The sequence below is a fragment of the Stieleria varia genome (genome assembly GCF_038443385.1).
Classification (GTDB): domain Bacteria; phylum Planctomycetota; class Planctomycetia; order Pirellulales; family Pirellulaceae; genus Stieleria; species Stieleria varia.
The window spans coordinates 4856891-4882642 of the sequence record NZ_CP151726.1; the positions used below are offsets into that span (position 1 = coordinate 4856891).

Annotated in this window: 17 protein-coding genes; 9 read left to right on the top strand and 8 right to left on the bottom strand. The window is 56.1% G+C overall.

Annotated features, from left to right (window positions below):
• Positions 1-51 precede the first annotated feature (51 nt).
• Entirely contained in the window at positions 52-1356 is a 1305-nt protein-coding gene (locus Pla52nx_RS16395) for a Gfo/Idh/MocA family protein (RefSeq protein WP_146522622.1), read from the top strand.
• A 954-nt stretch (positions 1357-2310) separates the two neighbouring features.
• Here Pla52nx_RS16395 and Pla52nx_RS16400 read toward each other — a convergent pair.
• From Pla52nx_RS16400 to Pla52nx_RS16415, 4 genes are read right to left on the bottom strand one after another with little or no spacing between them, the layout of a single operon-like run.
• Complete coding sequence (locus Pla52nx_RS16400) at positions 2311-2982, bottom strand: hypothetical protein (RefSeq protein ID WP_146522621.1); 672 nt, start codon at positions 2980-2982, stop codon at positions 2311-2313.
• A 31-nt stretch (positions 2983-3013) separates the two neighbouring features.
• On the bottom strand, positions 3014-3484 hold the full coding sequence (locus tag Pla52nx_RS16405; RefSeq protein WP_146522620.1) for a hypothetical protein: 471 nt from the start codon (positions 3482-3484) through the stop codon (positions 3014-3016).
• A 50-nt stretch (positions 3485-3534) separates the two neighbouring features.
• On the bottom strand, positions 3535-4392 hold the full coding sequence (locus tag Pla52nx_RS16410) for a YgfZ/GcvT domain-containing protein (protein WP_231742472.1): 858 nt from the start codon (positions 4390-4392) through the stop codon (positions 3535-3537).
• Positions 4393-4433: 41 nt separating this feature from the next.
• A complete protein-coding gene (locus Pla52nx_RS16415; protein ID WP_146522619.1) occupies positions 4434-6245 on the bottom strand; it encodes an ATP-binding protein in 1812 nt (603 codons plus the stop codon).
• A 235-nt stretch (positions 6246-6480) separates the two neighbouring features.
• On the opposite strand from Pla52nx_RS16415, the gene Pla52nx_RS16420 reads away from it, so the two are divergent.
• Positions 6481-7491 (top strand): hypothetical protein, encoded by a 1011-nt coding sequence (locus Pla52nx_RS16420; protein WP_146522618.1) that lies wholly within the window; start codon positions 6481-6483, stop codon positions 7489-7491.
• Between the two features lie 444 nt (positions 7492-7935).
• Here Pla52nx_RS16420 and Pla52nx_RS16425 read toward each other — a convergent pair whose 3' ends face one another.
• Both Pla52nx_RS16425 and Pla52nx_RS16430 read right to left on the bottom strand, forming a co-directional pair.
• Positions 7936-9324 (bottom strand): DUF1501 domain-containing protein, encoded by a 1389-nt coding sequence (locus Pla52nx_RS16425; RefSeq protein ID WP_390620409.1) that lies wholly within the window; start codon positions 9322-9324, stop codon positions 7936-7938.
• Positions 9325-9330: 6 nt separating this feature from the next.
• On the bottom strand, positions 9331-12084 hold the full coding sequence (locus Pla52nx_RS16430; RefSeq protein WP_146522616.1) for a PSD1 and planctomycete cytochrome C domain-containing protein: 2754 nt from the start codon (positions 12082-12084) through the stop codon (positions 9331-9333).
• A gap of 241 nt (positions 12085-12325) precedes the next feature.
• Here Pla52nx_RS16430 and Pla52nx_RS16435 point away from each other — a divergent pair, with 241 nt between their 5' ends.
• The 7 genes from Pla52nx_RS16435 to Pla52nx_RS16465 all read left to right on the top strand — a co-directional run bounded on the left by Pla52nx_RS16435 (position 12326) and on the right by Pla52nx_RS16465 (position 19659).
• Positions 12326-13348 carry a hypothetical protein gene (locus tag Pla52nx_RS16435; protein WP_146522615.1) on the top strand — a complete coding sequence of 341 codons (1023 nt, stop codon included), beginning with the start codon at positions 12326-12328 and terminating at the stop codon, positions 13346-13348.
• Between the two features lie 85 nt (positions 13349-13433).
• Positions 13434-14045, top strand: a complete 612-nt coding sequence (locus Pla52nx_RS16440) for a nitroreductase family protein (RefSeq protein WP_146522614.1) — start codon at positions 13434-13436, stop codon at positions 14043-14045.
• Positions 14046-14631: 586 nt separating this feature from the next.
• Positions 14632-15900, top strand: coding sequence for a PP2C family protein-serine/threonine phosphatase (locus Pla52nx_RS16445; protein ID WP_231742468.1), 1269 nt, complete (start codon positions 14632-14634; stop codon positions 15898-15900).
• The gene (locus Pla52nx_RS16450) at positions 15878-16729 is read left to right on the top strand and encodes a sulfite exporter TauE/SafE family protein (RefSeq protein WP_231742466.1); all 852 of its coding nucleotides are present in this window, start codon (positions 15878-15880) and stop codon (positions 16727-16729) included. Before Pla52nx_RS16445 ends, Pla52nx_RS16450 begins: the two co-directional genes overlap by 23 nt.
• A gap of 252 nt (positions 16730-16981) precedes the next feature.
• Positions 16982-17845, top strand: a complete 864-nt coding sequence (locus tag Pla52nx_RS16455; protein ID WP_390620411.1) for a TerC family protein — start codon at positions 16982-16984, stop codon at positions 17843-17845.
• Between the two features lie 59 nt (positions 17846-17904).
• The gene (locus Pla52nx_RS16460; RefSeq protein WP_146522612.1) at positions 17905-18546 is read left to right on the top strand and encodes a hypothetical protein; all 642 of its coding nucleotides are present in this window, start codon (positions 17905-17907) and stop codon (positions 18544-18546) included.
• A gap of 75 nt (positions 18547-18621) precedes the next feature.
• A complete protein-coding gene (locus tag Pla52nx_RS16465; protein WP_146522611.1) occupies positions 18622-19659 on the top strand; it encodes a hypothetical protein in 1038 nt (345 codons plus the stop codon).
• A gap of 41 nt (positions 19660-19700) precedes the next feature.
• On the opposite strand, the gene Pla52nx_RS16470 is transcribed toward Pla52nx_RS16465, so the two are convergent.
• Positions 19701-21494, bottom strand: coding sequence for an arylsulfatase (locus Pla52nx_RS16470; protein WP_146522610.1), 1794 nt, complete (start codon positions 21492-21494; stop codon positions 19701-19703).
• Positions 21495-22179: 685 nt separating this feature from the next.
• Positions 22180-25728, bottom strand: coding sequence for a hypothetical protein (locus Pla52nx_RS16475; RefSeq protein ID WP_231742463.1), 3549 nt, complete (start codon positions 25726-25728; stop codon positions 22180-22182).
• Between the last annotated feature and the right edge of the window lie 24 nt (positions 25729-25752).

A 25752-nucleotide genomic window follows, 5' to 3' on the forward strand; every position in this document is an offset into this window, starting at 1 on the left:
ACGCTCCTGATCGTCTTGAAACTGACGTACCCCACCGGAGCATGCTGAGTCATGAAAAACAACCGACGCGAATTCCTCGCTGACACCTCGAAAATGGTCGCCGCCACGGCAGCCGCTTCCGCTTTGATGGGCACGCCGCAGTCGCAAGCCGCCCAATCGAGCCAATCTGCCAACGACCGGATCAACTTGGGCGTCATCGGAATCGGGCCACGATGCCGGTACGATTTGGCCGCCATGCTGAACCTGGACGACATTCGATGTATCGCGATCGCCGACGTTCAACAGAGCAGGCGCGACGTCGGTAAGAAAATGGTGGACGATCATTACGGTAATACCGAATGCCAATTGCATCAAGATTTCCGCGAACTGTTGGATCGATCGGACATTGATGCCGTGTTGATCGCGACAGGCGACCGCTGGCACGCCGATGCATCCATGCTGGCTGCCCAAGCGGGCAAAGACGTGTACAGCGAAAAACCCTGCGGCATCACGATCGAAAAATGCCAACAACTCGCCGACACCATGCATCGCGAGAAACGTGTCTTTCAGGCGGGGACTCAACGCCGAAGTGTGCCGAACTTTCAACAGGCGGTGAAGTTTGCCCACGACGGAAAGCTTGGCAAACTCCACACCATGCATGCTTCCGTCTATATTCCCGAGCTGGATAACACTTGGTTGCCTGCCGAGCCGACACCGAAGTCCGACGTTGTGGATTGGAACATGTGGCTAGGCCCAGCCCCGTGGCGTCCCTTCAATCAAAAATACGTGGACGGTCGCTGGCGTGGCCAATGGGACTTTGACTCCGGCGCCCGCCTGCTGGACTGGGGCGCACACACGGTCGATCTGTGCCAATGGGCCAACCAAGCCGACGATACGATGCCGCTGGAATACGCGCCTTCCGAAAACGAAATCGTTTGCACTTATGCCAACGGTGTGAAACTGGTCATCGACTTCCTCAAGGATCCCTTTGGAGAACGCTCGCCGCACTACGTCACTCGGCTGGGAACCTGCCCTGTTCGTTTCGAAGGCACCGAGGGCACCGTCGAAACGGGTGACTCTGGCGAATTGGTGGTGTCCAGCGAGTCACTCAAAAAGGAACTGCCGGACTCAGAAAAACGTGTTCGGGGATTAGATGTCTCCGCACACGCGAGAAATTTCTTTGACTGCATGCGTACACGGCAGGCCACCGCAGCGAACGCCGATGTGATGCGGCGTTCCCACATCGCCTGTCATGCCGCCGCCATCGCTTGGGTACTGGGGCGGAAACTCACCATTGACCCCAATACGGAATCCTTTGTCGGAGACGAGGAAGCCAACCTGATGCGGTCACGCCCGTCGAGAATGTGGCACAGTTAGCCCCATTGGTTGACAAAGATACCCCTTTGCAGCAAGTCCACTTCGGGTTAATTCAGTTACCCAAGGTGAACTGATGCCACGGGAACGAGAAAATGTGGCTCGAAAGAATCATAACCCGACGCGTTAGCAAGGGATAACGGCAAAATCCCTCGCTAACGCGTCGGGTTATGAAGTGATCTTAATTCGTTACCGCTGAACAAAGTCGGTAACATTCATGAACATGCTCCATGAGACGAACTTCCCGAGCACGTACGGTTCACGCAACCAGCTCGGGAGTTTTCTCATGTAGACTCCGATTGGAGCGATTGGAAAGCCGCTGCATGCTGGCAGCAGCAATCGTCGACACCTTGGATGTCAACGATGACGGACGTGTGAGCTGAAATTGATTTAGACACCGACTCGATCGATAGACAGACCCAGTTGGACTTCACCCGCGACCTGTACTTGGCATTACAAGCCGAATTAGCTGGCAGAATCGCGAGTCGAGCTGGTATTTGCATCGTCTCCAATCATGGTCGATTCATGATCGCAGCACTGACGCTGGGCTGTTCAAAAGGATGGGTTGTATGGGGATTGGTAGGCGCAAGTTTTCTCTCTACGCCGAAGGCGTTTAACAACATAGCCCAGGGTTAAAGCCGTCATTCGCCTTGTCGAATGACGCTGCAACCCTGGGTATAGATAACGTCCGCATCAGTTTTCAACCCAGGGTGGCGGTCCCACTCGTTACACTCGCGGGAACCTTACCCTGGGCTATGTTGTTAAACGCCTACGGCGTATCTTCCAAATGGAGGAACAAAACTGGCGAATTGAAGCTGCATGTCAAGACCAACGTTTTTACAGCCCAGTTCTTGGACGTGACAAAGCCCTAGTCACCGTCGGCCGATACTCATTGCTCCAACGGACAAGAGCGACCGGACTACGTTTGATTCCCTTCACAAATCTCAAGCCAAAACCTTACCGCTCATCGCATGCGATCGAAATCACGATCGGGTCGAAGCCGCAACGCCATGAGATTCGTCGGTTCGGCTTGATCCCCCGTGCGGAGAGGCAGATGGACATTCCAAGGAATCGTGCGACGGCGTATCGGCCCAGTTCCTGATCGACAAACGACCGGTGCGCCCTCGCAGACGCGAGATTCAATGGATTGATTGCTGCGGCAAATTGCTTTTCTGAATCAGAGTTCAAAACAGCCGCCAACAGGCTTCGGTAGACACCCCTGCGGCGATGCGATCTGGCGACCCTGGCCGAGTACAGCCAACGTGTATTGTCTGACAATTGGAAACGCAATCCCAGTTCGGGTTCGTTGAAACAAGTGGAGGCGAGCCACAAACCGCCGATCGTATCGCTGTTGTTCTTGGCGATCCAAGCGACCGCGTCTGGGGGCGGCATGGAGGCGGTTACTCTTGCAGCATCATCGATTTCATCCGCCTTGGCGATTTGAAAAACGTGATCTGACTGGTACTCGTCTTGGACGTCACCCGACTTCGGTGGTTTGAGCCGATAGATTCGGAACACCTGGAATCGAAACAACCATGGAGGGACGACACGATTGAATGCGATTCCGACCAGAAACAGGAAACCTCGCGAGCGTACCCGCGAAATCAAGCCGCTGATGCCGCGCGACATGGATTGTCGTCGATCGACTTGGGTGCCGCGTTCATGCAAGTCGCAACGCCAATACTGCGGCGGTCAGCGCAGCGCCGGACGAAACAGTTAGCAACACCAGCGCGGCGCCTGCACAGCCGGACTTCTTTTCCTGCAGCAAGCTGGCTGGCAATTGATCACCCATTCGCTCAATCAGTGCGTCGATGAAGCGAAGCGATTCCTTGAGGTTTTGCCCGGAGTGAGCACGGTACAAATGGATCGCAGCGAGCTTTTCACCTTTCTTGAGCTGATCCAAAATCTGGTCCATCTGCTCATCGCTCAATTCATCCGCCTGGATGCCTTCCGTAAGCGAGTCATGACCTTCCAAATTGGAATCTCGCTGTAGGTCTTCGACGAAGCTCTTGGCTTTGGAGAGCGAACTGCCCGTGATGTCCATGTGCATCTTGATAGCGCCCAGCTTTCGGCCGGCTCTCAATTCATCCCGTAATTGATCGATTTGACCGGGCGAAAGTTCATTTGCCATGACTGGGGTTCCTTGATGGGGCAGGCTGAGTGGTGTTGACTTTGATGAAGTTACGATACGACTGTGGCCGTGAATGCATGTCCGTTCTTGGACGTGCCGTTCGCCATCGAACCTGGTTCAAAATGGCTACGACGGGCGACACCGATTGCGAATGCTTTGGTCTCTGACACTTGGGCGATGCTGGTCAAACGCCCCACCAGTTTTTCATCGACAAAGACTTCGCATTCTGGTTGCACGTCCCCGTGGTCGACCGACCAACGGACCAAACATTTTTGTACCTGTCCCAATGCGTCCAAGCGTGCAACGGTCTCCTGGCCGAGATAGCAACCTTTGGTAAAAGAGATCGCGTCGGGACGGGACGCTTCCTGCGGCAAATTCTTGTCATCGAAATCAATGCCGTGCCACGGAAACGCCGCCAGCGTTCTGGCGAAATGAAAATCGCGATCATCGCCGATGGCATTGGCCGAATCTGAATCGGTCCACTCCAACGATACGCCTTCGGAGACCAGCCAGACCCTGGTTTCGCTGCCCAACCAGCCGACGCAATGATTCTCGATCGTTGGCGGCGGATCCAGGTCTTGATCTCCAATGGTGACAAAGACCTCGAAATCGTTGTCTCGGATCGTAGCGACGGCGTCTTCGCGGATGGTGTATCGATCCGCATGATCGACGATGGCCTGGGATTGACCGTCAGCACCGATGAGTCGGAAACCGTTCTCGATTCGACAAGCATACACGTGTCCCAACGTCTTGCCTTTGACATCCGTAATGAATGTCTCGACGTTTTGGCCGACCGACAGGTTCTTGATCTGATTCGTGGTCAGATTGTGCAGGATGGTCTCCGCATCCTGGCCCAATAAGTCCACGATGGAGAGAGAGCTGAGGCGAAAGATTTTTCTGGAGGACATGGATTGTTTCAAGCAGGAACGGGTTAGCGATCGGTCGTGTGTCACAGCAGCGTGGGGGCGCCGTCACCGTCGGTACCGTGATCTTGCTGTGGGGGCAATGTCAAGCGAAAGCGGCTGCCGGTGCTCCGATCATTGGGCATGATCTGGATCGTGCCGCCGTGCTCTCGCATGATTTTTGCGCTCACAGGTAATCCAAGTCCGGTCCCACGGGCACCTTTACGCGACTCGAACAACGAAAAGATCTTTTCACGATCCTCTGGCGCGATCCCAGGTCCGTTGTCGATCACGTCGACATACCAGCCCAACTCGGAATCAAAACCGGTTTGGATCTCCACGGTGGGCGGAGGTGCTTCGGCAACGACCATGCCCGAATCGCCGTCCCAGTGAAAGTCCGTGTCGGCGTTCTCGTCGTTCAACCTGCCGGCGGCAGCATCGATTGCGTTGGTGACCAAGTTCAAGACCGCTTGGTGCAACGCATCGGGATCAAACTTTGCGGTCGGCAGTTCGCCGGAGATCTGCGATACCAGTTTGACGCCCATTTCGCTGGCTCGCGTCTTCATCAGCTCGGCAATTTCGCCGACCATGTCGTTCAGATCAGAATCGACCTTCTGGGGAACACGCTCTTTGGAGAACGACAGCATGTCCATCACCAAGTTGCTGATTCGCTCTTGGTTTCGGTCCACCATCGACCAACCGCGTCGGACCGCATCGGTATCGTTTCGTTCCAAACCGGCTTCGATCAAATAGCTGCCGCCGCGGATTCCTTGCAGGATATTTTTCACGTGATGAGAAAGCGTTGCGATGGTCTGCCCCATCGCCGCCAACCGTTCACTTTGCACCAGCGCCGAGTAATACGATGTGTCTTCGATTGCCAATGCGGCTTGGTGGCCGATTGCGGTGATCAACCGCAAGTGATCGTCGGTAAATCGCGGGCGTGCTCCGCTGCCGATCAACTGACCAGGCGGAGTATAGGTGTCGATGTAAAGTGCACCCACAATGTCGTAACGACCCTGCAACGGCACACACAAGGCTTCCCGAACGCCACCTTGGACGATGGACGCGGCGGAGTCAAACCGCACATCGTCTTTCGCGTCGCTGGTGCGGACCCCTTCCTTGCGTTCCATCACATAATCGAGAATCGTGTGGCTAATATTGATCGGTCCCCGTTGTTGGGAGTCGAACGCGACGTGATCACGGTCACAACGTCCGGCTGGGCGAAGCTGACCGGTTTCGTTGTCACGTAGCATGATGCATCCCCGATCGGCTTCGACCCAGTCAAATACCAGACGCAGGATTCGGTTGAGCAGTTCGTCCAAATCGTCCGTCCGGCCGACGGCAATCGCGGTCAGGTACATGACTTCCAGAGATCGATCCGCATCACTGGTCGGCAAGGAGGAAACGGAGCTTTCGGAATCAGACGCGTTCGATTCATTTTCGCCCACTGAGGTAGCGTTGTTGCCCAAGAGGGGTTGGCTGATCGACGAGACGATCCGACTGGCATCGGCGTGCCCTTTTTGCAAAACGATATCAACACCATGCGCGGCATTCATCGCTGTGGGCTGACCGGTACCGGTGAAGATCATCATCGACGAGCCGATCTCGATGCGATCGCCGCTCCGCAACTGCCGACTGGTGATGCGAGCACCGTTGACTTTCGTGCCATTGCTGCTGGACAAATCAGCCAGAACACACTCGCCGGTGCCGGCAATTGCGATCTCCGCGTGATGCCGGGAGGCTTCGGAATCCAGCAATTGGATTTCATTGGATGCTTCGCGACCGATGCGCACCAGCGCCCCCGAAAGCACATGATGCTTTCCTTGATCGCGACCGCGGACGACGTAGAGTGAGGCCATGACAGCAGCATAAATCAGCGGCTTCGGCTGGACCACCCAAGATTGATTTCAGCCGATGCCAATTTATGCCGATTGAAGGGATTACAAGGGGGGCGAGCCGGTCGCGAAACGACGTGCGCTTGCCAAAAAGACAAGTTTTACGCTTGCCAACTACCACGTTTTGGCTCGGCATCGCGGAAAAATCCCGCCTTGCCCAGCGTTCTCACACGACCACTCGCGTTCGACGGATCGAATCATGCGCCTTTCGCTCAAACGTTTTCTCGCCTTACTGGCACTGCCCGTCCTTTCATGCGGATTGTCCGCCACGGCGGATGCCCAGCGGCCGGTTGTCCCCGGGACGGGGTCAGAAATTGTCGGAGTCGCTGACGATTTTGAGGACCCATCTTGGGACTACATACCACGCGATCCCAAGAGTACCGAAGACATTGACGAGAACCAACGTGGTCCGATGGGCCGCAGCACCAATGGTCGTTGGTACGAAGGCATCAAACGCGGCCATCCGGACATCGTCCGTCGAGTCGCAACGCCGCCGGGCGGAATCCCCGGCAGCCAAGGTGCTCTGTTGATGCGATCCAAGTTCACGGGAATTCCCGGACGTCCCAGCAACACGATGCACCAAGACGACTTTGTCTGCAACATTCAGTACCGGCTCAAGCGTCGACTGGACATTTCAGAAGTACCCAGTGTCACCACGCGAGTTTTCTTGCCGCCGGTGGATCAGTGGGAAAACCGCAGCGGACCTCACTTCGGATTTCGCCTCGCGCTGGAAACCACCGCGATGGTGGACAAGGAAGTCGGGATCGGGATCTTCAAACGGACTACCGAGGAACTCGGTAATGAGGTCTATTGGCCGGGATTGTTTGTCGAGTTCGAAAGCAAGAGTCAGTCCAAAAAAGAACACGACTACGCGTACTTGCGAATCCGAGGCAATCGTCGCGGCGGTGATTTCCGTGGTCCGCAAATCACCACGACCGGTTGGTGGACCATGGGCATGAGTGTCACCCCAGACGGCATGGTGCACTATTACGCATCACCCGGTGTGGATGACTTAACAGAAGAAGACTACATCACCAGCCAGTTCCCGTACGACTACCGCGCCGAACGCTTCCGCACGTTCTTCTACAACGTGTGCAGTGCCGACGACGGTGTCCGCTGGAGCACGTCCTTCATCGTCGACGATCCCAAGCTCTACGTCTTGCGTCCTAAGACTCAAATGGCATCGCGCAGCTCCAGTAACCGAAAGTAAACGCGAGGGACGGCCGCAGTTGGCATGTCTTGCCCCGAGGGGGCCGAACATGAAAGCCCAGCGCAGATCGCAGCGCTGGACTGCTCAAAGTTTGTTGTTGTTTCTTTTTGGGTTTGCGCAAGTTTATGTCCGTACTGCCGGCACAGCTGATGGCCCCAGTGAGCCTCAGGCGCTAGCCGTGGGCCTGAGGCGGATTGTGGTGCCGGCCCACGGCTAGCGCCTGAGGCTCACTTTGATTGCGATGCATGGAACAAAAACATGGACTGTAAGAACAATGTCAACACCAAACTTTGAGCAGTCCAGCGCAGCGCCGTCCTGGGTAATCTGTAACGCCCACTTCGGGGCTTTGAGGTTGTAACGACGCACAACAACCCAGGGCGACGCTGCGCACTGCCCTGGGCTATTTTGTCATGTCCCTTCGGGACGCATCCAAGCCTCGCACCCCTACGCTAGAATCTCGTTGACCACGTTTCCGTGGACGTCGGTCAATCGGAAATCGCGACCGGCGTAGCGGTACGTCAGACGTTTGTGATCCAAGCCCATCAGACGCAGGATCGTGGCGTGTAAATCGTGAACGTGCACCCGATTTTCAACGGCTTGGAATCCGATCTCGTCGGTCGCGCCCACAACGTGGCCGCCCTTCACTCCGCCACCGGCCATCCACATCGTGAATCCCCAGTGGTTGTGGTCGCGCCCGTTCATCTTGCCCTGGTTGGAACCTTCCTTGGGCATTTCCACCACGGGTGTGCGTCCGAACTCGCCGCCCCAGATCACGAGCGTTTCATCCAGCAGACCCAGCCGTTTCAGATCGCTCAGCAACGCGGCGATCGGCTGGTCGACTTGTTTGGCGAGCCGTCGGTGTCCTTGTTCCAAATCATCATGGTTGTCCCACGGTTGTCCCGCGCCGGTATAAAGCTGGACATAGCGAACTCCGTGCTCCACCAATCGTCTCGCGATCAGCGTTTGTCGGGCAAAGTCGCCTTCACCGTACGCTTCGCGGATATTGGCCGGTTCACGTGACACGTCGAATACTTCCGCCGCCTCGCTTTGCATTCGGTACGCCAGTTCAAAGGACTCGATTCGTGACTGCAATCTCTGGTCACCTTCGCGTTGACGCAGATGCTCTGCATTCAGTTTGGCCAGCAAATCCAACTGGTCACGTTGGTCGCCTGGAGCCACCAATTCGCTACGGATGTGATTGATCAGCTTGTCCACGCTGCGATGACTGGAATCGACATAGGTCGCTTGGTACTTGCCCGGCAAGAAAGCGTTCTGCCAATTCTGTGACTCTTTGATCGGATAACCACCGGGACACATCGTCACGAACGACGGCAGGTTCTCGTTCTCGCTGCCCAAACCATAGGACAGCCAGGATCCGACACTTGGGCGCACCAACCGAGACTCGCCGGTGTTCATCAGCATCAACGAGGGTTCGTGATTGGGCACATCGGCACGCATTGAGTTGATCACGCAGATGTCATCGATGTGCTGCGCGGTTTTCTCGAACAGTTCACTGACATGGATCCCCGATTCGCCGTACTGCTTGAATTTGAAGGGCGTGCCCATCACGTTGCCGGTCGGTCGTTCTGTTCGCAGGTCGCCGGTGGGCGCAGTCTTACCGGCATACTTCTCGAGCGCCGGCTTGTAGTCGAACGTGTCGACTTGACTGGGGCCGCCGTTCATGAACAAGTGAATGACGTATTTCGCGCGCGCGGGAAAGTGCAATGGGACGGCGCCGTCGGATGCCATCGCTTGACGCGTCAGCATGTCGGACAGTGCCAAGGAACCCAGTCCGGCGGTGCAACTCTTGAGCAATTGTCGTCGGTTCAACATTTTCAATTAGTCCACAAATGCAAATTCGTTGCTGAGCAACAGGATTTGAGCGAGCTGGGCAAAACGATCCAGAGGCTCGACGCTGTTGGCGTCTTTGGGTGCGGCAAAGTCGGCTTCGGAGTCGGCTTCGAACAACCGACCGTCTGTCGCGGTCATGGAAATTTGGGCCCGCCAAAAAAAGGAATCGTGCGACGCGGACTCACCCGGATCGGCAACAAAATCAACCGCCTCTCCTTTTGCGACCGTCGTCGTCAGCGGTCCGTACGGACGATTGTTCATCTTTTGTGTTTCCAGGAAAACACGATTCTTGCCGACCCAGATTGCAGCGCGGAACCCGTCCCCATTGTCGCTGCGGTGTCCCATCAAACCGCTCAATCGCAACTCGCCATCGGCCGGCGCGATCCAACGTCGAATCACGGCATCACGATTTGCCGGATGCCCCGCATCGCGTGACAGGAACGCGTGTCCCATCGCAGACTTGGCCGGGAATTCATTGGCGGCTTGCCATCGCGAATCTTTGAACACGGCAAACGGAGTGAAATCTGTCGGCCGGACATCGTCATCCGTGGGCGACGTGCCGTACTGCCAAGCCAGCGTGGATCGATATTCCGCAACGGACGGCCGCGCCGGACGAGACAGAAACTCGACGCAAATTTGCAGCTCGGGTTTTGTCGGTGGGCGAGACAAGATCGATCGGAACAACGCATCAATCAACGGCTCCTGTGCTTCGCTACCGACTTGCTCGCGGCTGTGTTTTGCAGCAAGCCGCGCCAGTTCACCCGTCTGATCCGAGTTCAGCAGGTACAACGCTTGTTGCGGGACAGTGGTGAAGTATCGTTTCGGCGCGTGAGCATCAGGGTTGGCGAAATCAAACGTTCGGAACAGCGATGGCAGGTTTTGTCGATCGATCATCGCGTAGATGGTTCGTCGTGGCGTCAAGGTCGGCAACGTGATTTCGACCGGCTCGCCTCCCAAGGATTGATCCAGGAACCCGCAGACGTCCAACATGGAATCACGTAAGGACTCAAAGTCACGACGTTTTCGATTGGCTCTGGCTAACAACTGGTTGTCCGGGTCTTTGGACAGGTTTTCCGCAGCCGTGTGGACCGACTGACGGTAAACACGAGTCATGACGATGCGTTTCACCAGCCGTTTGATGCTCCAATGCGTCGAAAACTCGGCCGCCAAATCATCCAAGACTTCGGGGATCGCCGGCGGCGCGGTGCGTACGCCAAAGTCACTCGGGGTATCGACCAGCGGTCGTCCGATCAAGTGTGCCCAGACACGGTTGACCATCACGCGTGATGTCAGTGGATTTTCCGAGTCGGCGATTCGCAGGGCCAATTCCAGTCGTCCGCTGCCGTCGGTGAATCGCTGCTCATCGGGTTTTCGCAGTGCGGTCAAGTACTGTCGGGGCGCGATCGGGCCGCGGCTTCCCTGCTGGCCCCGCAACAAAATCGGGTGGTCACCAGGTTTCTCTCGGTCGACCATCATCAACGGACTTGGTCCGTCTTGTTTCCACTCGCTGCTATTCATCACGCCGAACAGGGAGTAATAGTCTGCCGTGGGAATCGGATCGAACTTGTGATCATGGCATCGTGCACAGGCAACGGTCAATCCGAGCAGGCCACGTGAGACAACGTCGATGCGATCATCAATCACATCAAGGTTATTGAGAAACCGTCGGCCGATGGTCAGGAATCCCATCGCGTCCAGATTGCCATTGGTGTTGTCGCCGTCCAAACGATCAGCGGCCAATTGCAGGCGAATCATTTCGTCATACGGCATGTCCTCAGCGAACGCTTTGACCAACCAGTCGCGATAACGCTGGCTACCTTGGATGCGTCGCTCCTTGCCGCCCAGTGCATAACCGACCGTGTCCGAATAGCGGGCCACGTCCATCCAATGCCGTGCAAAACGTTCCGCATACTCAGGGCTTGCCAACAGAGTATCGATCAACCGTTCGTACTTGTCAGGATGTGTGGACGAGACAAACGCTTGGACCTGCTCGGTGGTGGGCGGCAGCCCGGTCAAATCAAAATAGAGTCTGTGGATGAGCGTTTCGTCCGATGCGACGTCGGCACGTTGCAGACCGGCCTGACTTGCGCGGGTGGCCGCAAGCGTATCAATGACGTCGACGTGTTGATCACCGGACGCATTGGAATCATCGATGCGGGCGCGTTGAGGGATTTGAAAAGCCCAGTGTTCGGTCCAGTTTGTCTGTGACTCGTTGGCCGGCTGGTCGGTCGCCGTATCCTCCCTCGGATCCGGTGCGCCCATTTCGATCCATTTCCGCAGGACCTCGATCGATTCATCGTCGAGCTTGTCCGACGGTGGCATCTGGAGTTTTCGGTCGTTGTAGCGAACTGCGCGAAGTATCAAACTTTTTTCTGGTTGTCCGGGAACCAGTCCCGGTCCCATGCTGCCGCCCCGCAACAGGGCCGCTGCGGAGTCGAGTCGCAGATCGCCGGATGATTCGCCGGACTCAACACTGTGGCATTCGTAACAGTGTTCGACCAACAGGGGACGGACGTTGGACTCAAAGAAATCGATGGCTTCGCGGGAATGTTTTGCATCCGCTGGCGGTTTCCCAGGATTTTGGGCCGATTTTTCTTCGGCTTGTAGAACCGTTCCGGTCAAGGGAATGGCAAACCAAGCCAAGGCTGTGCAGACAAACCGCGATGCGGCGATGGAAAATACGGATCGCTGGCAGTCGGAATGGTCAAAACGAGTCGACGGATGACTTTCAGTAAACAGCATCTTGCGGGAGACACACGTTGGAGGGGGGGCTGAGGCGGGACCTTTATTCTACCAAATCAACCGCAATCCGTCTGCTGCAAACACTCTTTCCACATCGCAAACTTTACGCGACCAGTGCGTGCGACTTGGAAAATACCGTTCTTACGGCGCATTCGACGCCGGGTGGTATCGTTTGATGAAGATCCTTCGGTAGCCTGTGTCTCTTGATGGTTGTGACCCGCTTTTACCACGATGGACGCTGATGACTGCCGACGACTCCTTTCAACCTCCTTTTCAATCTGACGAAGACACAGACGCTGCGGTTTCTGACACCGTGTCCGAATCACAGGATTTGCAACACGACACGGACGTGTCCGCAGAACACACAGACGCCGACGTCGAGTCGATTTCTGATTCGGACCTGGACGAAGCCAAGGCGGCTTGGGACGAAGCCGAAAATGCGGGCGAGCCGATCCTGAGCGACGAAGATCTGCAGCGTTTGACTGAGCTAGCCGAGCCGTTCGTCGGTCTGTGGAACCAGTTGATCAGCACCACCAACTGGGAAAAGGGAAAGATCATCAGCCAGTGGCGTGAGAAGTTGATCCAGAGCGGTGTGCCGGCAACGGAATATTCCGACGAAGCCTGGGCGCGGCGAGTTGGCGGAGTGACGTCACCCCACGTCGGTCGCCTTCGTCGAGTCCATGACCGCTTTGCCTCCGATTACGCATCGTACGAAGGCCTCTACTGGAGCCACTTTCTCGCGGCGTTGGACTGGGAGGATGCCCCCATGTGGTTGCAAGGTGCCGTGGAGGAAAAATGGAGTGTCGCCGGGATGCGGCAAAAGAAATGGGAGGCAGAAGGCGCCGTGGAGTCCAATCGTCCGACGTCCAGCCAGGTCGTTGAAGTTGACTTGGATGAAGATGTCGTGATGCCCGCACAGGGTGGCGGACGTGAACGCGAGTACGACGACGGTCCGGACGGTGTCGCCACGGGGCCAACCTATGAAGGCCCAGACTTTGGCGAGGAAGAAGAACTGTCGCCGATGGGCGCCGAACGCGATGGCGGCAGCGGAGCGACGGCGCTGACGGAGGATCCTGAATCGGAGCCGGTGCAAGGCCCCGTGCAGCCTTTCGTGGGTCTGCCCGAATTGCCCGATGACTTGTCCGATGCGATCGAGTCCCTAAAACTCTCACTGTTACGCCACAAGACCGACGGTTGGCGTGACGTGGAAATCGATACGGTTCAGAGGTACTTAGACGCGATCGGTATCATGATTCGCAATTGAGGTCCAGCTCGGCGTGGCAAGGATTTGTTGTTGACACCTCAGAAGAATTCCTCGCGAAACTTTCGGCACGACAAGGTTTTTATCCATGAGTATCAATCCCGTTGAGCACGATGTGCTGCCCGCGATCAAGCAGCGCTGGAGCCCCTATCGCTATGACGCTCGGCCTGTGGAAACGGAAAAACTGCTGGCATGCTTGGAGGCAGCGCGATGGGCAGCGAGCAGTTTTAACGATCAGCCTTGGTCGTGGATCGTGGCGCGGCGTGAGGACAGCGATGCGTTTGACACGATGTTGGGTTGCTTGATGGAAGCCAACCAGCCCTGGGCGGCTTCCGCAGGCGTCCTCCTGCTAAGCGTGATCCGGCCAACCTTTCGCAAAAACGGAAAACCGAATCGCGTGGCGCTTCATGATCTCGGCCAAGCCGCAGCGCACTTGGCATTGCAAGCGGCAGCGCTGGGCTTGCAAGCCCACCAGATGGCAGGGGTAAATCTGAGCCGAGTACGATCTCAGTACCAGATTCCAGAGGATCACCAGCCGGAGACCGCCATTGCGATCGGATACCCCGATGACTCAGAGCCCAAGGACGAGCTTGGCGAGAGTCTGCGGCAACGCGAGGCGGGGCCAAGGACTCGAATTCCCTTGTCCGAACAGGTTTTCAGTGGTCGTTGGGGCACTACGGCAAACTTCTCCGACAGGTAGGGATTCCGATTCGATGACGCGTCGGTGCCTTGGTGGAGTTTCGTATTCTCCGGTCAATGGCACTTGGGAGGCTGTGATATCGGTAGAATCACGATTTTGTCGCCTGCATCCTGTACTCGGGTAGGTCAATCGGGCGACTGGAAATACAATGAGAGCTAGCAGACTGTGAAATTAGTGAGCCGACGGCGCTAGCCGCGGGCCTGTGAAATTAGTGAGCCAACGGCGCTAGCCGCGGGCCCGTCGAATTAGTGAGCCGACGGCGCTAGCCGCGGGCCTGTCGAATTAGTGAGCCGACGGCGCTAGCCGCGGGCCCAGTGGTTAAGATGCAACCAATCGAGGCCCGTGGCTAGCGCCATCGGCTCACAAGAACGGCCCGTGGCTAGCGCCATCGGCTCACAAGAACGGCCCGTGGCTAGCGCCATCGGCTCACAAGAGTTACGTAACGCACTAATTCATTAGCCAGCTAGCCTCGCTGTGGTGTCGGCCACCACAATAGAAACATTTGTCGCCCAAATCAGTCGAGCGGTCATCGGTGTCGGAAGATTGGAACCCTGGAATTTCGTACGCAGCCCGAACCGATATCGGTATGCGCAGAACGAACAACCAGGATTCCCACGCCACGATTCCCGCCAAGAGCCAAGAGCGTTTTCTGCAGCGAGGACATTTGTTTATCGTTGCCGACGGAATGGGGGCACATGCCGCCGGTGAACTTGCCAGCCGGATGGCAACCGACCACATCGCGATGAACTATTTTCGACTCGGTCAGGACGATTCCGCTCAGGCACTGCTCGAGGCCATCCACACGTCCAACGCAGAGATCTATCAGCGTGGACAAAAGAATCCCGAGTTCTACAACATGGGCACCACCGCCAGCTCGTTAGCGATCGTGCCGGACGGCGCGATTGTGGGGCATGTCGGCGACTCACGCGTCTACCGGCTTCGTAAAGGCGTGTTCGAGCAATTGACCTTCGACCACTCCTTGGTTTGGGAGATGCACGCGAGCGGACAAGTTCACCCAGACAGTGCGTTGGGGCAAGCAATTCCCAAGAACGTGATCACACGTTCGCTCGGTCCTAACGCCGATGTCAACGTGGATATCGAAGGACCATTCAAAGTCGAACCTGGCGATCAGTTTTTACTGTGCAGCGATGGGCTGTCCGGTCAAGTCGACGATGTGGAGATCGCGACCCTGGTCGATTGCTTACCCGAGGCCTTGGCAGTTCAAGTCTTGGTCGATCTGGCAAATTTGCGAGGCGGTCCCGACAACACGACTGTCGTCATCGTACGTGCGGACGAGGGGATCACTCAAAGCAATTCCGCTGTCAGCAAGCCAAAGCCGGTGGACCGCAACCAGAACATCATGGTCGCCTCCTTCGCTGCTTGTATCGTGTTGACTCTCGCCGCGATTGCGTTTTGGTCTCAAACGATGCCGGGTGCAATGGTCTTGTGTCTCCTTGGCACCTTGATCACCCTCGGGATCGGAATCACCGCTCTGTCAAACCGCCAAAAAAGCTACCCGTCAAGAAACGGTGCTGGACACCATGCGTCTCAATCGATTGCGCCTCAACCGTTCGGAGGAAAGGCGCCCTACAGACGGTACCAATCCGCACCCAACAACGAACTGTTTGCCAAACTCGGTTCGACCGTCAAAGAACTGAAGGATGTCGCTACCACAAAGAACTGGCTGATGGACTGGGGGCACATTGATCAGTTACAGGCTCAAGGCGCGGACGCCATGAAATCCGGAGACGGACGAACCGCCATCCGATTGCAGGCCGAAGCCATCGTGGAAACGATGCAGCAATTGCGAGAGCAACACAATCGCGCCGCCGATGAAACGGCGATTGACCATTGATGAAATGGACTTTTTGACCGCACTCGCACCCGTTGCGGCCATTCTCTCGATCGGCATCTTTGTCCAGTCGGCGGCAGGTTTTGCGGCCGGATTGCTCATTGTTCCCTCGATGCTTTGGATCGGATACCAGATCCCCGAAGCCTCCACGGCGTTGCTGGTCGCGACCATTCCACAGAACATTCTCGGCGTTTGGTCCCTTCGTGATTGCATCGAGCCCAAATCAATCGCTTGGCCAGGAGTGGCTCGCGTGCTCGCTCTGCCGATCGGTGTCTACGTGCTGAAGCTCATCGAGCAAAACTATCCGGTGGTCGGAATCCGCCAGTTCGTCGGCGGTGTGGTGCTGCTCGCGACGCTTTCGATCATCTTCATCCGCCCCAAACCTCGCCCGACGATCCATCCAATTTGGGCATGGCTGACGTTTCCACTCAGCGGCTTTCTGCAAGGACTCGTTGGCATGGGCGGGCCAGTGATGGTGTTTTGGGTACAAGCACACGATTGGAGCAGTCGACGGACACGTGGCTTTCTCTTTGGCATGTACTTGGTCAGCATGATCCCAGCCCTTGCGGTGTTGTGGTACGTGTTCGGCCACCGCATCGTTCAACCAGCCTTGCTCTCTGCGTGTTCGTTACCCTGTCTGATCCTGGCGACTCAATTGGGGCTACGATTGGGCAACTGGCTTGGTCGAGACCGTCTACGCCGCGTGACGTTGGCGTTGCTGTTGCTGATGGGAATCTCTGGACTCGCCACACCGTGGATCCAGCCCAGACGTTCCGAAGCAGAGACTGCTCCGGAGACAGAGTCGGCACCACTCAGCCCGCCATTCCAATAGAACACGCCATTCCGATAGACTACGGTCGACGCTTTTGACTGTCTTCGTTCTCGCCAATGCACAGAACGAAGGTAGGACGGGCACGCAATCCCGTCGGAGCGATGCTTGACGCTTTTGCAGTTTTCCTCCACTGTTTTCAGGAATCGCTTGATGCTCCTCGCCAACGCACTTTTTGCTTCGACGACTCAGCTAGCGGGCTACGAAAGTCTCTTCACACTCGACGCTGCACTGGCGCTGTTGACCCTGACGATCATGGAGATCGTACTGGGAATCGACAACATCGTTTTCATCGCCATCATCACCGGCCGGCTGCCCGAGCAAAAGCGGTCCTTCGCCCGTCGCTTTGGACTGTTGCTGGCGATGGGTTCACGCATCCTGTTGCTGCTGATGATCGGCTGGCTGATCACCTTGGTCGAACCGCTTTTTCACCTCAGTGCGATCGCGCCAACGGAGGCTCTTGCGGAGCAGTTGCGTGAGAACGAAGAGGTCGATGTGATTTCATGGAAAGACTTGATCATGCTCGGTGGAGGACTGTTTTTGCTTTACACCGCTGTCCGAGAAATTCACCACAAGATCGAAGGCGGCGAGGACGAAGCCGAGCTCGGAAACTTGCCCGGAGACACAGGCGGTTCAGCCGATGGCATCACGCCAGTCGATTCCCCCGACGCCAAGATCTCTGTCGGTGGCGTTTTGTTTCGTATCGCAGTCATGGACGTCATTTTCTCTCTCGACTCCGTGATCACCGCTGTCGGAATGGCTAACCAAATCTCGATCATGGTCGCAGCCGTGATCATCAGCGTCGGAGTCATGATCGCGTTCGCCAATCAGATCAGCGATTTTGTGCAAGAACACCCGACCGTCAAAATGCTCGCCCTGTCGTTCCTGATCCTGATCGGCGTGGTGCTGGTCAGCGAGGGCGCAGGCACACCGATCAGCAAAGGATACGTCTATTTCGCGATGATGTTCTCCTTGACTGTGGAATTCTTGAATCTGCGAATGACAATGAAACGCATTCGCCCTAGTCGTGGCGAAGGCGAAACGGGCAGTTTTCTAACCGACCCAGAAATCGATGATCCAACCGCCGCACGCGAACCGTCTGTTGATAAAGCAAATTAGCAAATCGTTTTTCGACACGCGCCAACCATTCCCTTTTCCAACCGCCCGAGAACGCTGACATGATTCGAGCCGAAGTCGACCATGGGTACTTCAGAAAGTTCCTGTTCGTTTTTCTCGGATGCATGGCGTTTGCAGGCTGGTGTCTCTACGACGCGCTGATCAAATACCCCAGAGCGTTGGAGATTGCAGAAGCGTACGAGAAGATTGACGAATCTGTCCGCCGTGAACAATGGCCGATCCTGACGAAGGAAAAGGGTTGGCCGAAAGCGACACCACAGAAGTCGGCGGAAAAGATCTCTCAGGGAATCGGCCAGCAGTATTTTATGTTGATCATCTGCCTCGCGATGGGAATCCCAGCGGTGCTGAAATGGATGTCGGGACAAGGAACCTGGGTGGAAGGCGACGAAGCCACCATCCGCAACAGCCACGGAAAGACGGTTCCGATCGATTCGATTACCAAAATCGATAAACGAAAATGGAGCGAGAAAGGAATCGCGAAGATCCATTTCCAAGACGGCAGCTCCAAAAAGACGTTCGTGATGGATGACTTTAAATATGAGCGAGCTGCCATGTCACAGATCATGGCGATGGCGGAAGCCAACTTGAGCGACGACCAAATCATCGGCGGACAGAGAGAATCTGCCACGGAAGCCGACGAAACATTGCCGTCCGAGCCGGAAACAGAATCCGAATCAACATAGGCCATGCTGTGCATGACGAAATACTGGGCAATTCAAGCATGACTGTTTTCAAAAAGTGACCGAATGGACATGCCGATGGAACCGCTTGAACGACTGCGTCGACTCACACTGACGATCTTGTCATCACAGCATCCGGCATCCACACTTTGGCCAGAGATTCGGGAACTCGCCGCAGTCCTGGAGGGACTTGAGAATAATGCCCTGAGGCGAACTCAGGAGATTGAGGCGGGCGAGACTCGCACTGCGAATGGGTTGGCCCTGTCACCAACGATGGCATCACTGTGCTTGGATGATTTCGTTCGCACGATCCAGTTTCTGCGCGGGACTCACGCGGCAATCACCGATTTGAAAGCGTCGGTTGTTCATCGGCCCGTCCGTGTACTGTATGTCGGCTGCGGCCCCTACGCGACGTTGGCGTTACCGCTGATGACCGTTTTGACCAAGGACGACGCAGTCTTTACGCTCCTGGACATACACCCCGAGTCGATCACGAATGCCAAATCCATCATCAACCAACTCGGACTCGATGACTCCGTCGCGAGTTTTGAGACAACCGATGCGATGAGCTATGCCATCGACACAAACGAGCCCCCTGACATTCTGCTGCTAGAAGTCATGCAGGCATGCTTGGAATCAGAGCCGCAGGTGTCCGTGACCCGGCACTTGATCCAGCAAGCTCCGTTTGCCGTTTTGGTGCCTCAAGAAGTCCGTGTGATCCTGAAACTTGTCGATTCATCGCAAGAGTTTTCCTTGAACTCGAACGATTCCAGTCCATCGTCGCCACAGCGGGATCGTCTACCCATCGGCGTGGCCTTTGCATTGAACAAGGAGACAGCGAGTCAGTGGGATGACGGCGATGCAAACCACATCGCCGCATCGACGCTGAGTATGCCTGCAAATTGGGATGCCCGCTATGAACCGATGCTGTTTACGGAAATCGTCGTTTACGGTGAACATGTCTTGATGAGCTATGATTCCGGTTTGACCTGCCCCCGACACCTTTCTGTTGATGGAACGATCGAACGAGAAGCGATCATTGACTTCGTTTACCAACTCGGTGATCGCCCACGACTGACGGGCAAGGTACGACCGCCGCAAGAGTCTTGCAAATGAGTTGTGCGGTGGACTTTTGTTTGCGTTGTTGAAAAGGTTGGTCATCTCACCAAGCGTTTGACGTAAGCAAAGTAGCTGCCAAAAACTTCTCCGTTGGCGGTGACAAAGGTTCCGGTCATGGTCGTTTTTCCTGCGGGCAGCTTCAGCTCAAAAACAACTTCCTTCTGACCGGGAGAGACGTCGGCAGATGCGGTCACGTCACCGATCCTTACGTTCGCCTTCACCGCGGCCACGGGTTTTCCAGGTGTCTCACGATAGGCCCTTTGTCCCGGAACGGGTTCACCAGGCGGTATCGAGTCATCGATCGCTCTGTCGACTTCGCTCGGCCAACGTCTCAAGACGACTTCATAGATGCCAGCCGAAGTGACATTCACGTTCCAGAATCCAGTGTTCTCATCTCCGTTCATCGCTGCCCGAACTTGCGATTGATTCCACGGTGTCATTCTGGTTGTGATCCAATCGTGGCTCGTCAATCGCGCTCGTTCATCGTCGGGATGCCCCAAAGAAATCGCTGTGGACTGGGAGAACGTCGGCTCAAGCTCCGTCCACCAGTCGTCGTAGAACTTCGTCAAACGCGCAACCACTTCGGGATGATCGCTCGCCACGTTGATTTTCTGCCCTGGATCGCTGTTCATGTCGAATAACTGTTTGCCATTGCACAAACGCCAGCGTGTCGTCATCACGCTGCTATTCTTCCACTTGATCGGATCTTTGACCCGTTGTGAATCCGTGATCAACATCCGGTCAGGCCACCGGGTCGCCGAATCGTTGAACAGGGGAACCAGGCTGACTCCGTCAAATCGAACGCCGGCGGGTGAATTCAATTTGCACCAGTCGATCAAGGTCGGCACGACATCGACATGCGCGGTAATGGGGTCGATGTCTCGTCCTCCGGTCACTCCACCAGCAGGCCAGTGGACAAAGAACGGTACTCGATGGCCGCCATCGTACTCGCTGCCTTTCTTGCCTCTCATTCCGGCGTTGAACACCCCATCGCCAGATGATGTCCCATTGTCAGTGGTGAAGATAAAGATCGTGTTCTCAGTCAGTCCTTCGTCGTCAAGGAACTTTCGCAGCGAACCGATGTTGTCGTCGATGTTTGCAATCATCCCGAAAAAGTTTGCGACATTGGCCCCCTGGTCTTTGTAGGGGGCGCTGTAGGACTCAGGGCAATGCATCGGTCCGTGCGGAGCGTTGGTGGCGATGTATGCCAAGAAAGGCTCGCCGGCGGACTTCTTTGATTTGATAAATCGTTTGGCATAGTCAAAGAAAACGTCTGTGCAGAAACCGTTGACCGGCGTGGGAGTTCCGTTGTGCCAGTACGATCCATCAAAGTAAGCGTTGTCCCAGAAATCCGGCGTTTGGCCGACGCCGCCACCGCCGTGCCGCATGACTTCGTCAAATCCACGGTCCTCTGGTCGGTAGGGATGGTTGTCACCCAAGTGCCACTTTCCGAACATCCCCGTCTTGTAGCCGTTGTCAGAAAAAATCTTTCCCACGGTGACTTCGTTTTCTCTTAACATCGATCGTCCCATGATCGTATGCCAAACGCCCGTACGGTTGGTCCAGTGTCCCGTCAGCAATGCACTTCGCGTCGGTGAACAGGTCGGCGAAACGTGATAGTCCGTCAAACGGACGGATTGCGAATACAGATGATCGATATTTGGCGTCTTCAGGACCGGATTGCCCGTGCAAGACAAATCCCCATAGCCTTGATCGTCCGTCATCACGATCACCACGTTGGGGCGCTCGGCCCGAGCGGAGGCGACCGAGATTATGAGTACGTTAGCAGTAAAAACGAGCGCAACGATCGCGATCCCGGTGAACCGATTCATCAAGGAGTTCCTTTCAAAGTGCAGACGAGTCTTGGGGAGACTCGTAGTCTAACTGATCTCGAAAGGGGGGGGTGTTGCGACAGACACTAGCGATGGCATGTTCAACATCTGAGAGGTGCGGCACTGCGGCGCTCCGCAGGTTTCTGTCACCGCTGCCAACGCAGGAGACTGCTGATCTAATCGTGTTGCGTTATCACTGTGAGCCGTTGGCACTAGCCACGGGCCTCGAAGGGTTTCATCAACACCATCAGGCTGGACTGCCAAAAGGTTGGCATTGACATTGTTTTTTCAATCCACGTTTTTGTTCCATGAACCGCAATCAAAGTGAGCCTCAGGCGCTAGCCGTGGGCCGGCACCACAATCCGCCTCAGGCGCTAGCCGTGGGCCGGCACCACAATCCGCCTCAAGCGCTAGCCGTGGGCCGGCACCACAATCCGCCTCAGGCGTTAGCCGTGGGCCGGCACCACAATCCGCCTCAAGCCCACGGCTAGCGCCTGAGGCTCACTGGGGGCCACCAGCTGCGCCGGCAGTAGGGACATAAACTTGCGAAAACCCAAAAAGACACAACACCAAACTTTGAGCAGTCCACCCATTAGGCCCGCGGCTAGCGCCTTGCGGCTCACTAAATCAGCATTCTCCACAGTTGCGGGAGGTCGAGTCGAGCGAAGCAAGATCCGTTTGTCACTCAGCTCTCGACCAGGTGATGACTGAGCGATGGGTCGCTGGCCGCGACACGCATCGGATCCGCTCCCAAGGTGCCCTTGAGTGACTGCAGATACTCGGGGGTTGAAACTTCTTTCAACTGCAGCTTGGCATACGCAAGACGGTCTTGAATTTGCAAGTCACTTCCGGAATCTCCCTCTTCGGCATCGGCCAAGTAGTTTTCCAAGCGTGCGACGCTTTGTCGCCAGTGATAGATGTCCCGCGACTGTTTCTCTTCCAGGCGAAGCTGATACCAGTCGCTTGAGAGCAGATACTCTTTGGTAAAGAGTTTCCTGACATCAGGATCATCAATCGTCATGCCTTCGTATTTGCCGGTTGCCAAAATGCTCAGCACCGCGCGCAGTGGAGGACAAGCCAATTCGTAGCCGCCGTCGGACATGTATCGCTTGGCGACTTTCTGTTGGGCCTCGGCAATGTGCAATATGCCGTCGGCAAAGGAGTCCGGGTCCTGAAGTTCGGGTTTCAGAATCTCGTCCGTGAACACCTTGGAGGGATTGTCAAAGACGCGTGCCAAGTAGGTGCGAACAAAACGACGCGTGATGCGATAGCCGAGTCGACTGGCAGGAATCATAGTCCCGTTGTGCTCAAAATCCTCGATGGGTTCCAGCATGCCTTTGCGGATCATCTCTTGCGGATCACGTTCTTCCGGTCCCATTCGACACCAGACTTCGGGGATCAACAACGAAATGTCATGACCGACTTGATACCGCGGCCCGATGTGTCCTGCAGCGGTGCTGAATCCGCCCAGTTGAGTCAGAATCATGGAGACGATGGCGTTGTTCAAGTCGATCGACGGCATCAGCATATTGAACGGCCCCTTGGTCAGGGCACCTTCGCTGCCCGCTCCCGTCGTACTGGGGCTCTTGCCTGTCAACGAGCAGACAAAGTCCATGAACAGTTCGGGCAGCTCTTGGTAGTGCAATGGCGAGTACACCGCCAGCGAGCGGATGCCGGCTTCGCGATCCGGCGGATTATTTCGTCGTCCGCAGAGCACCGCGCCGACGGGAACGTGGACCGGGTCGTCCGCCTTGAGCGCTCGATGCAGTTGGATTCCACGTCGAGCGACGTAAGTCTCACGCGCATTAACCATATCGGGACGATCTTGCAGGTACCTCGGATTCTTTGTCGGCAGTCCATCGATCAAACGTGGGTCTGCGGTGCTGACCACGTAGCCATCCTTTTGCTTGGCTGCCTCCAACAACATTTCTTCCATCGGACCGGTGAACTTGTCGAACTCGATCGCGTCATCGATGATCTCGCGAACTTCGTCGTTCGTCAGCGGTTGAAAATTGCTGATGAAGTTGCCCGGTTGAGACAGGTCAAATTCCGTCTGCTTGTCCAATCCGCGATGCACTGCATCATCTGGCCGTTGAAACAATCGAAACTCACAGTTCTCGACAAACTTATAGCTTTCAGCCGGACTGATCGCTTCCCCGAGTTCACCAGTGACGCTGGCCGGCAACACGACGCTGCAACTGATATCGTCTTCGCGTTGGACCTTGGCCGCTGCCATGAAGTCCTGACGAAGTTTGAAGGTACGCCAGCGTGAGCCGTCCAGTCCGACGCGTAGGTAGGTGCCGACCAAAGTGCGCTCGCCGATCTTGAGTTCGTGCCCCGGAGAGCCGTTCACGATGTCGACGCCGAAGTGCTCGTGCCAATTCTCCTGCATGCCTTCGGAGGTAAAGCGTTTGATGATCAACGCGAGCGAGTAGACGTGATCTGGGATCTTGCCGAGCCACTCGTTGTAGGCATCACTGAAATCGGGCGACGGCGTCAACAACTTGATCACGCTGCCCAAACTGCGAGTCGGGTCCAAAACGCTGCGACTGGTGTGATCACTGTAGTCCTTGCGTCCGGGGTAGGACTCAGACCAACGATCGGAAAAGTCGCGGCTAAAGATTTTGTCCAACCAGTCAAAGTCGGACTTGAGGTCACTGACAAAGATCGGGCCGAAGAGCATGTAGTCGCCCAAGCTCTTGCTGATCTCACTCTTGCCACCGCCGCTGACGGTACAGGGTTTGTGACAAAAGATGCCATCGCCGACGGTACCGACCAAACGCCACGACGGTGCGTTGGGGTGTTTCTCCAAGCGTATTTTGTAGCCCGACGGTGCAATATAAATATTGGTCGGCTTGAGCGGGATTCGCTGCTCCTTGCCCTCATGCATCCACTTCACGCAACGATCAATCAGCGTTGCCTTCGCCTTCTCTGGAATGTAGATGACCGTCGGATCATGGCGATCGATCCCGTATCCCCCCGGCTGAACATCCACAAATGCAGCGTAGTCCCTGGCAACGTCCTCGAACGTTCGTCCGTTGTAACGTCGGCTGTTGACTTGGAATTCGTCGCCGAGTGAGTACGAAGCGAACGCGAGCGCGCCGCCGGCGTGCTCCTCCTCCGTTGCCCCCATCAAATTGCACGCAAAACTGATTTGCGTTTTGACTTCTTTTTTGCAGTACCCGTAATAATTGTCCGCGATCAACGTGATCACCACGCCGGAGTGGTCTCGACAGGTGAGTTTGAATGCCGTGCCGTTGTTGTAGAGATCGCTTTCGTTCTTCCAACACATTCCATCTTTGCGTTGACGCTCGGTTGCCTTGTCGATGTGCGGCAACCCGACTTCTTTCTTGGTCAGCGTGCAAAGGTGCGGTGCCAGGATCACGCAGCCTGTGTGTCCGGTCCAGTGTTCCACGTCCAAACCCGCGTCGTTTCGCGGGCTCATCGGGTCGCCAGCGTTACCAAAGATCGATTCAACGAAATCGAGGTTGCTGACCAAGGAACCGGGGACAAAGAATCTCGTTTCCAGCGATTTCTCTGAGCAGTATCCTTCCACCGCAGGACAAACAAGCGGCCGCAGCATCAAGGAAACCCATGTCGCGGCGGTGGATTGGGACTCGCTGGAGTACGGCAGTTGCATGAGTTCGCTCGGAGGCGACATGGCAGCGCGAAACAAAGCGACAAATGTCTCCTTCGGAACAATGAACTTGTCACCAGGAACGGGCAGACCGCCAGCGGCGATGTGAAAGGTACCGGCGGTGGTTCGCCGGTCTGCTTTGGGATTGTTCAACACACCGTTCTTGCACCGATACGAACTGACCAAGTCCGTTTTGAATGAATTTCCCTCGATCGGCAGGCTCAACTCTCGGGCCATCCCGTGTCGGTCCAATGTCAGCGTTCTGGATGGTAGCTGGAGCGGTTGGTCACCGGTGATGTCCTCAAAGTAACGCTTCAGGAAAGCTTCGATACGCTGGTCGATGGGGGCTCGGTATCCCGTCAGCAGCCGATTCTTTTCTCGCAAACTCTCCAGGATTCCTGCCGAGAACTCCGTCATCGAGTCGCCTGACTTGGACTCAGGAACAGGCAGACCCGCAGCCGCCAACTGCAGAACGATATAGTTTCTGAGGTTGCTGCGTGCTGCCGGCGAACTGGCGAGCAGTTTGTCCCAACCGACACTGCGTTGTAACTGAGCTGGGTTCTTGATCAGAGACAGGTTCTCGGGAGCGATAGTCATTCGTGCCCTTCCATAGCGGGTTTG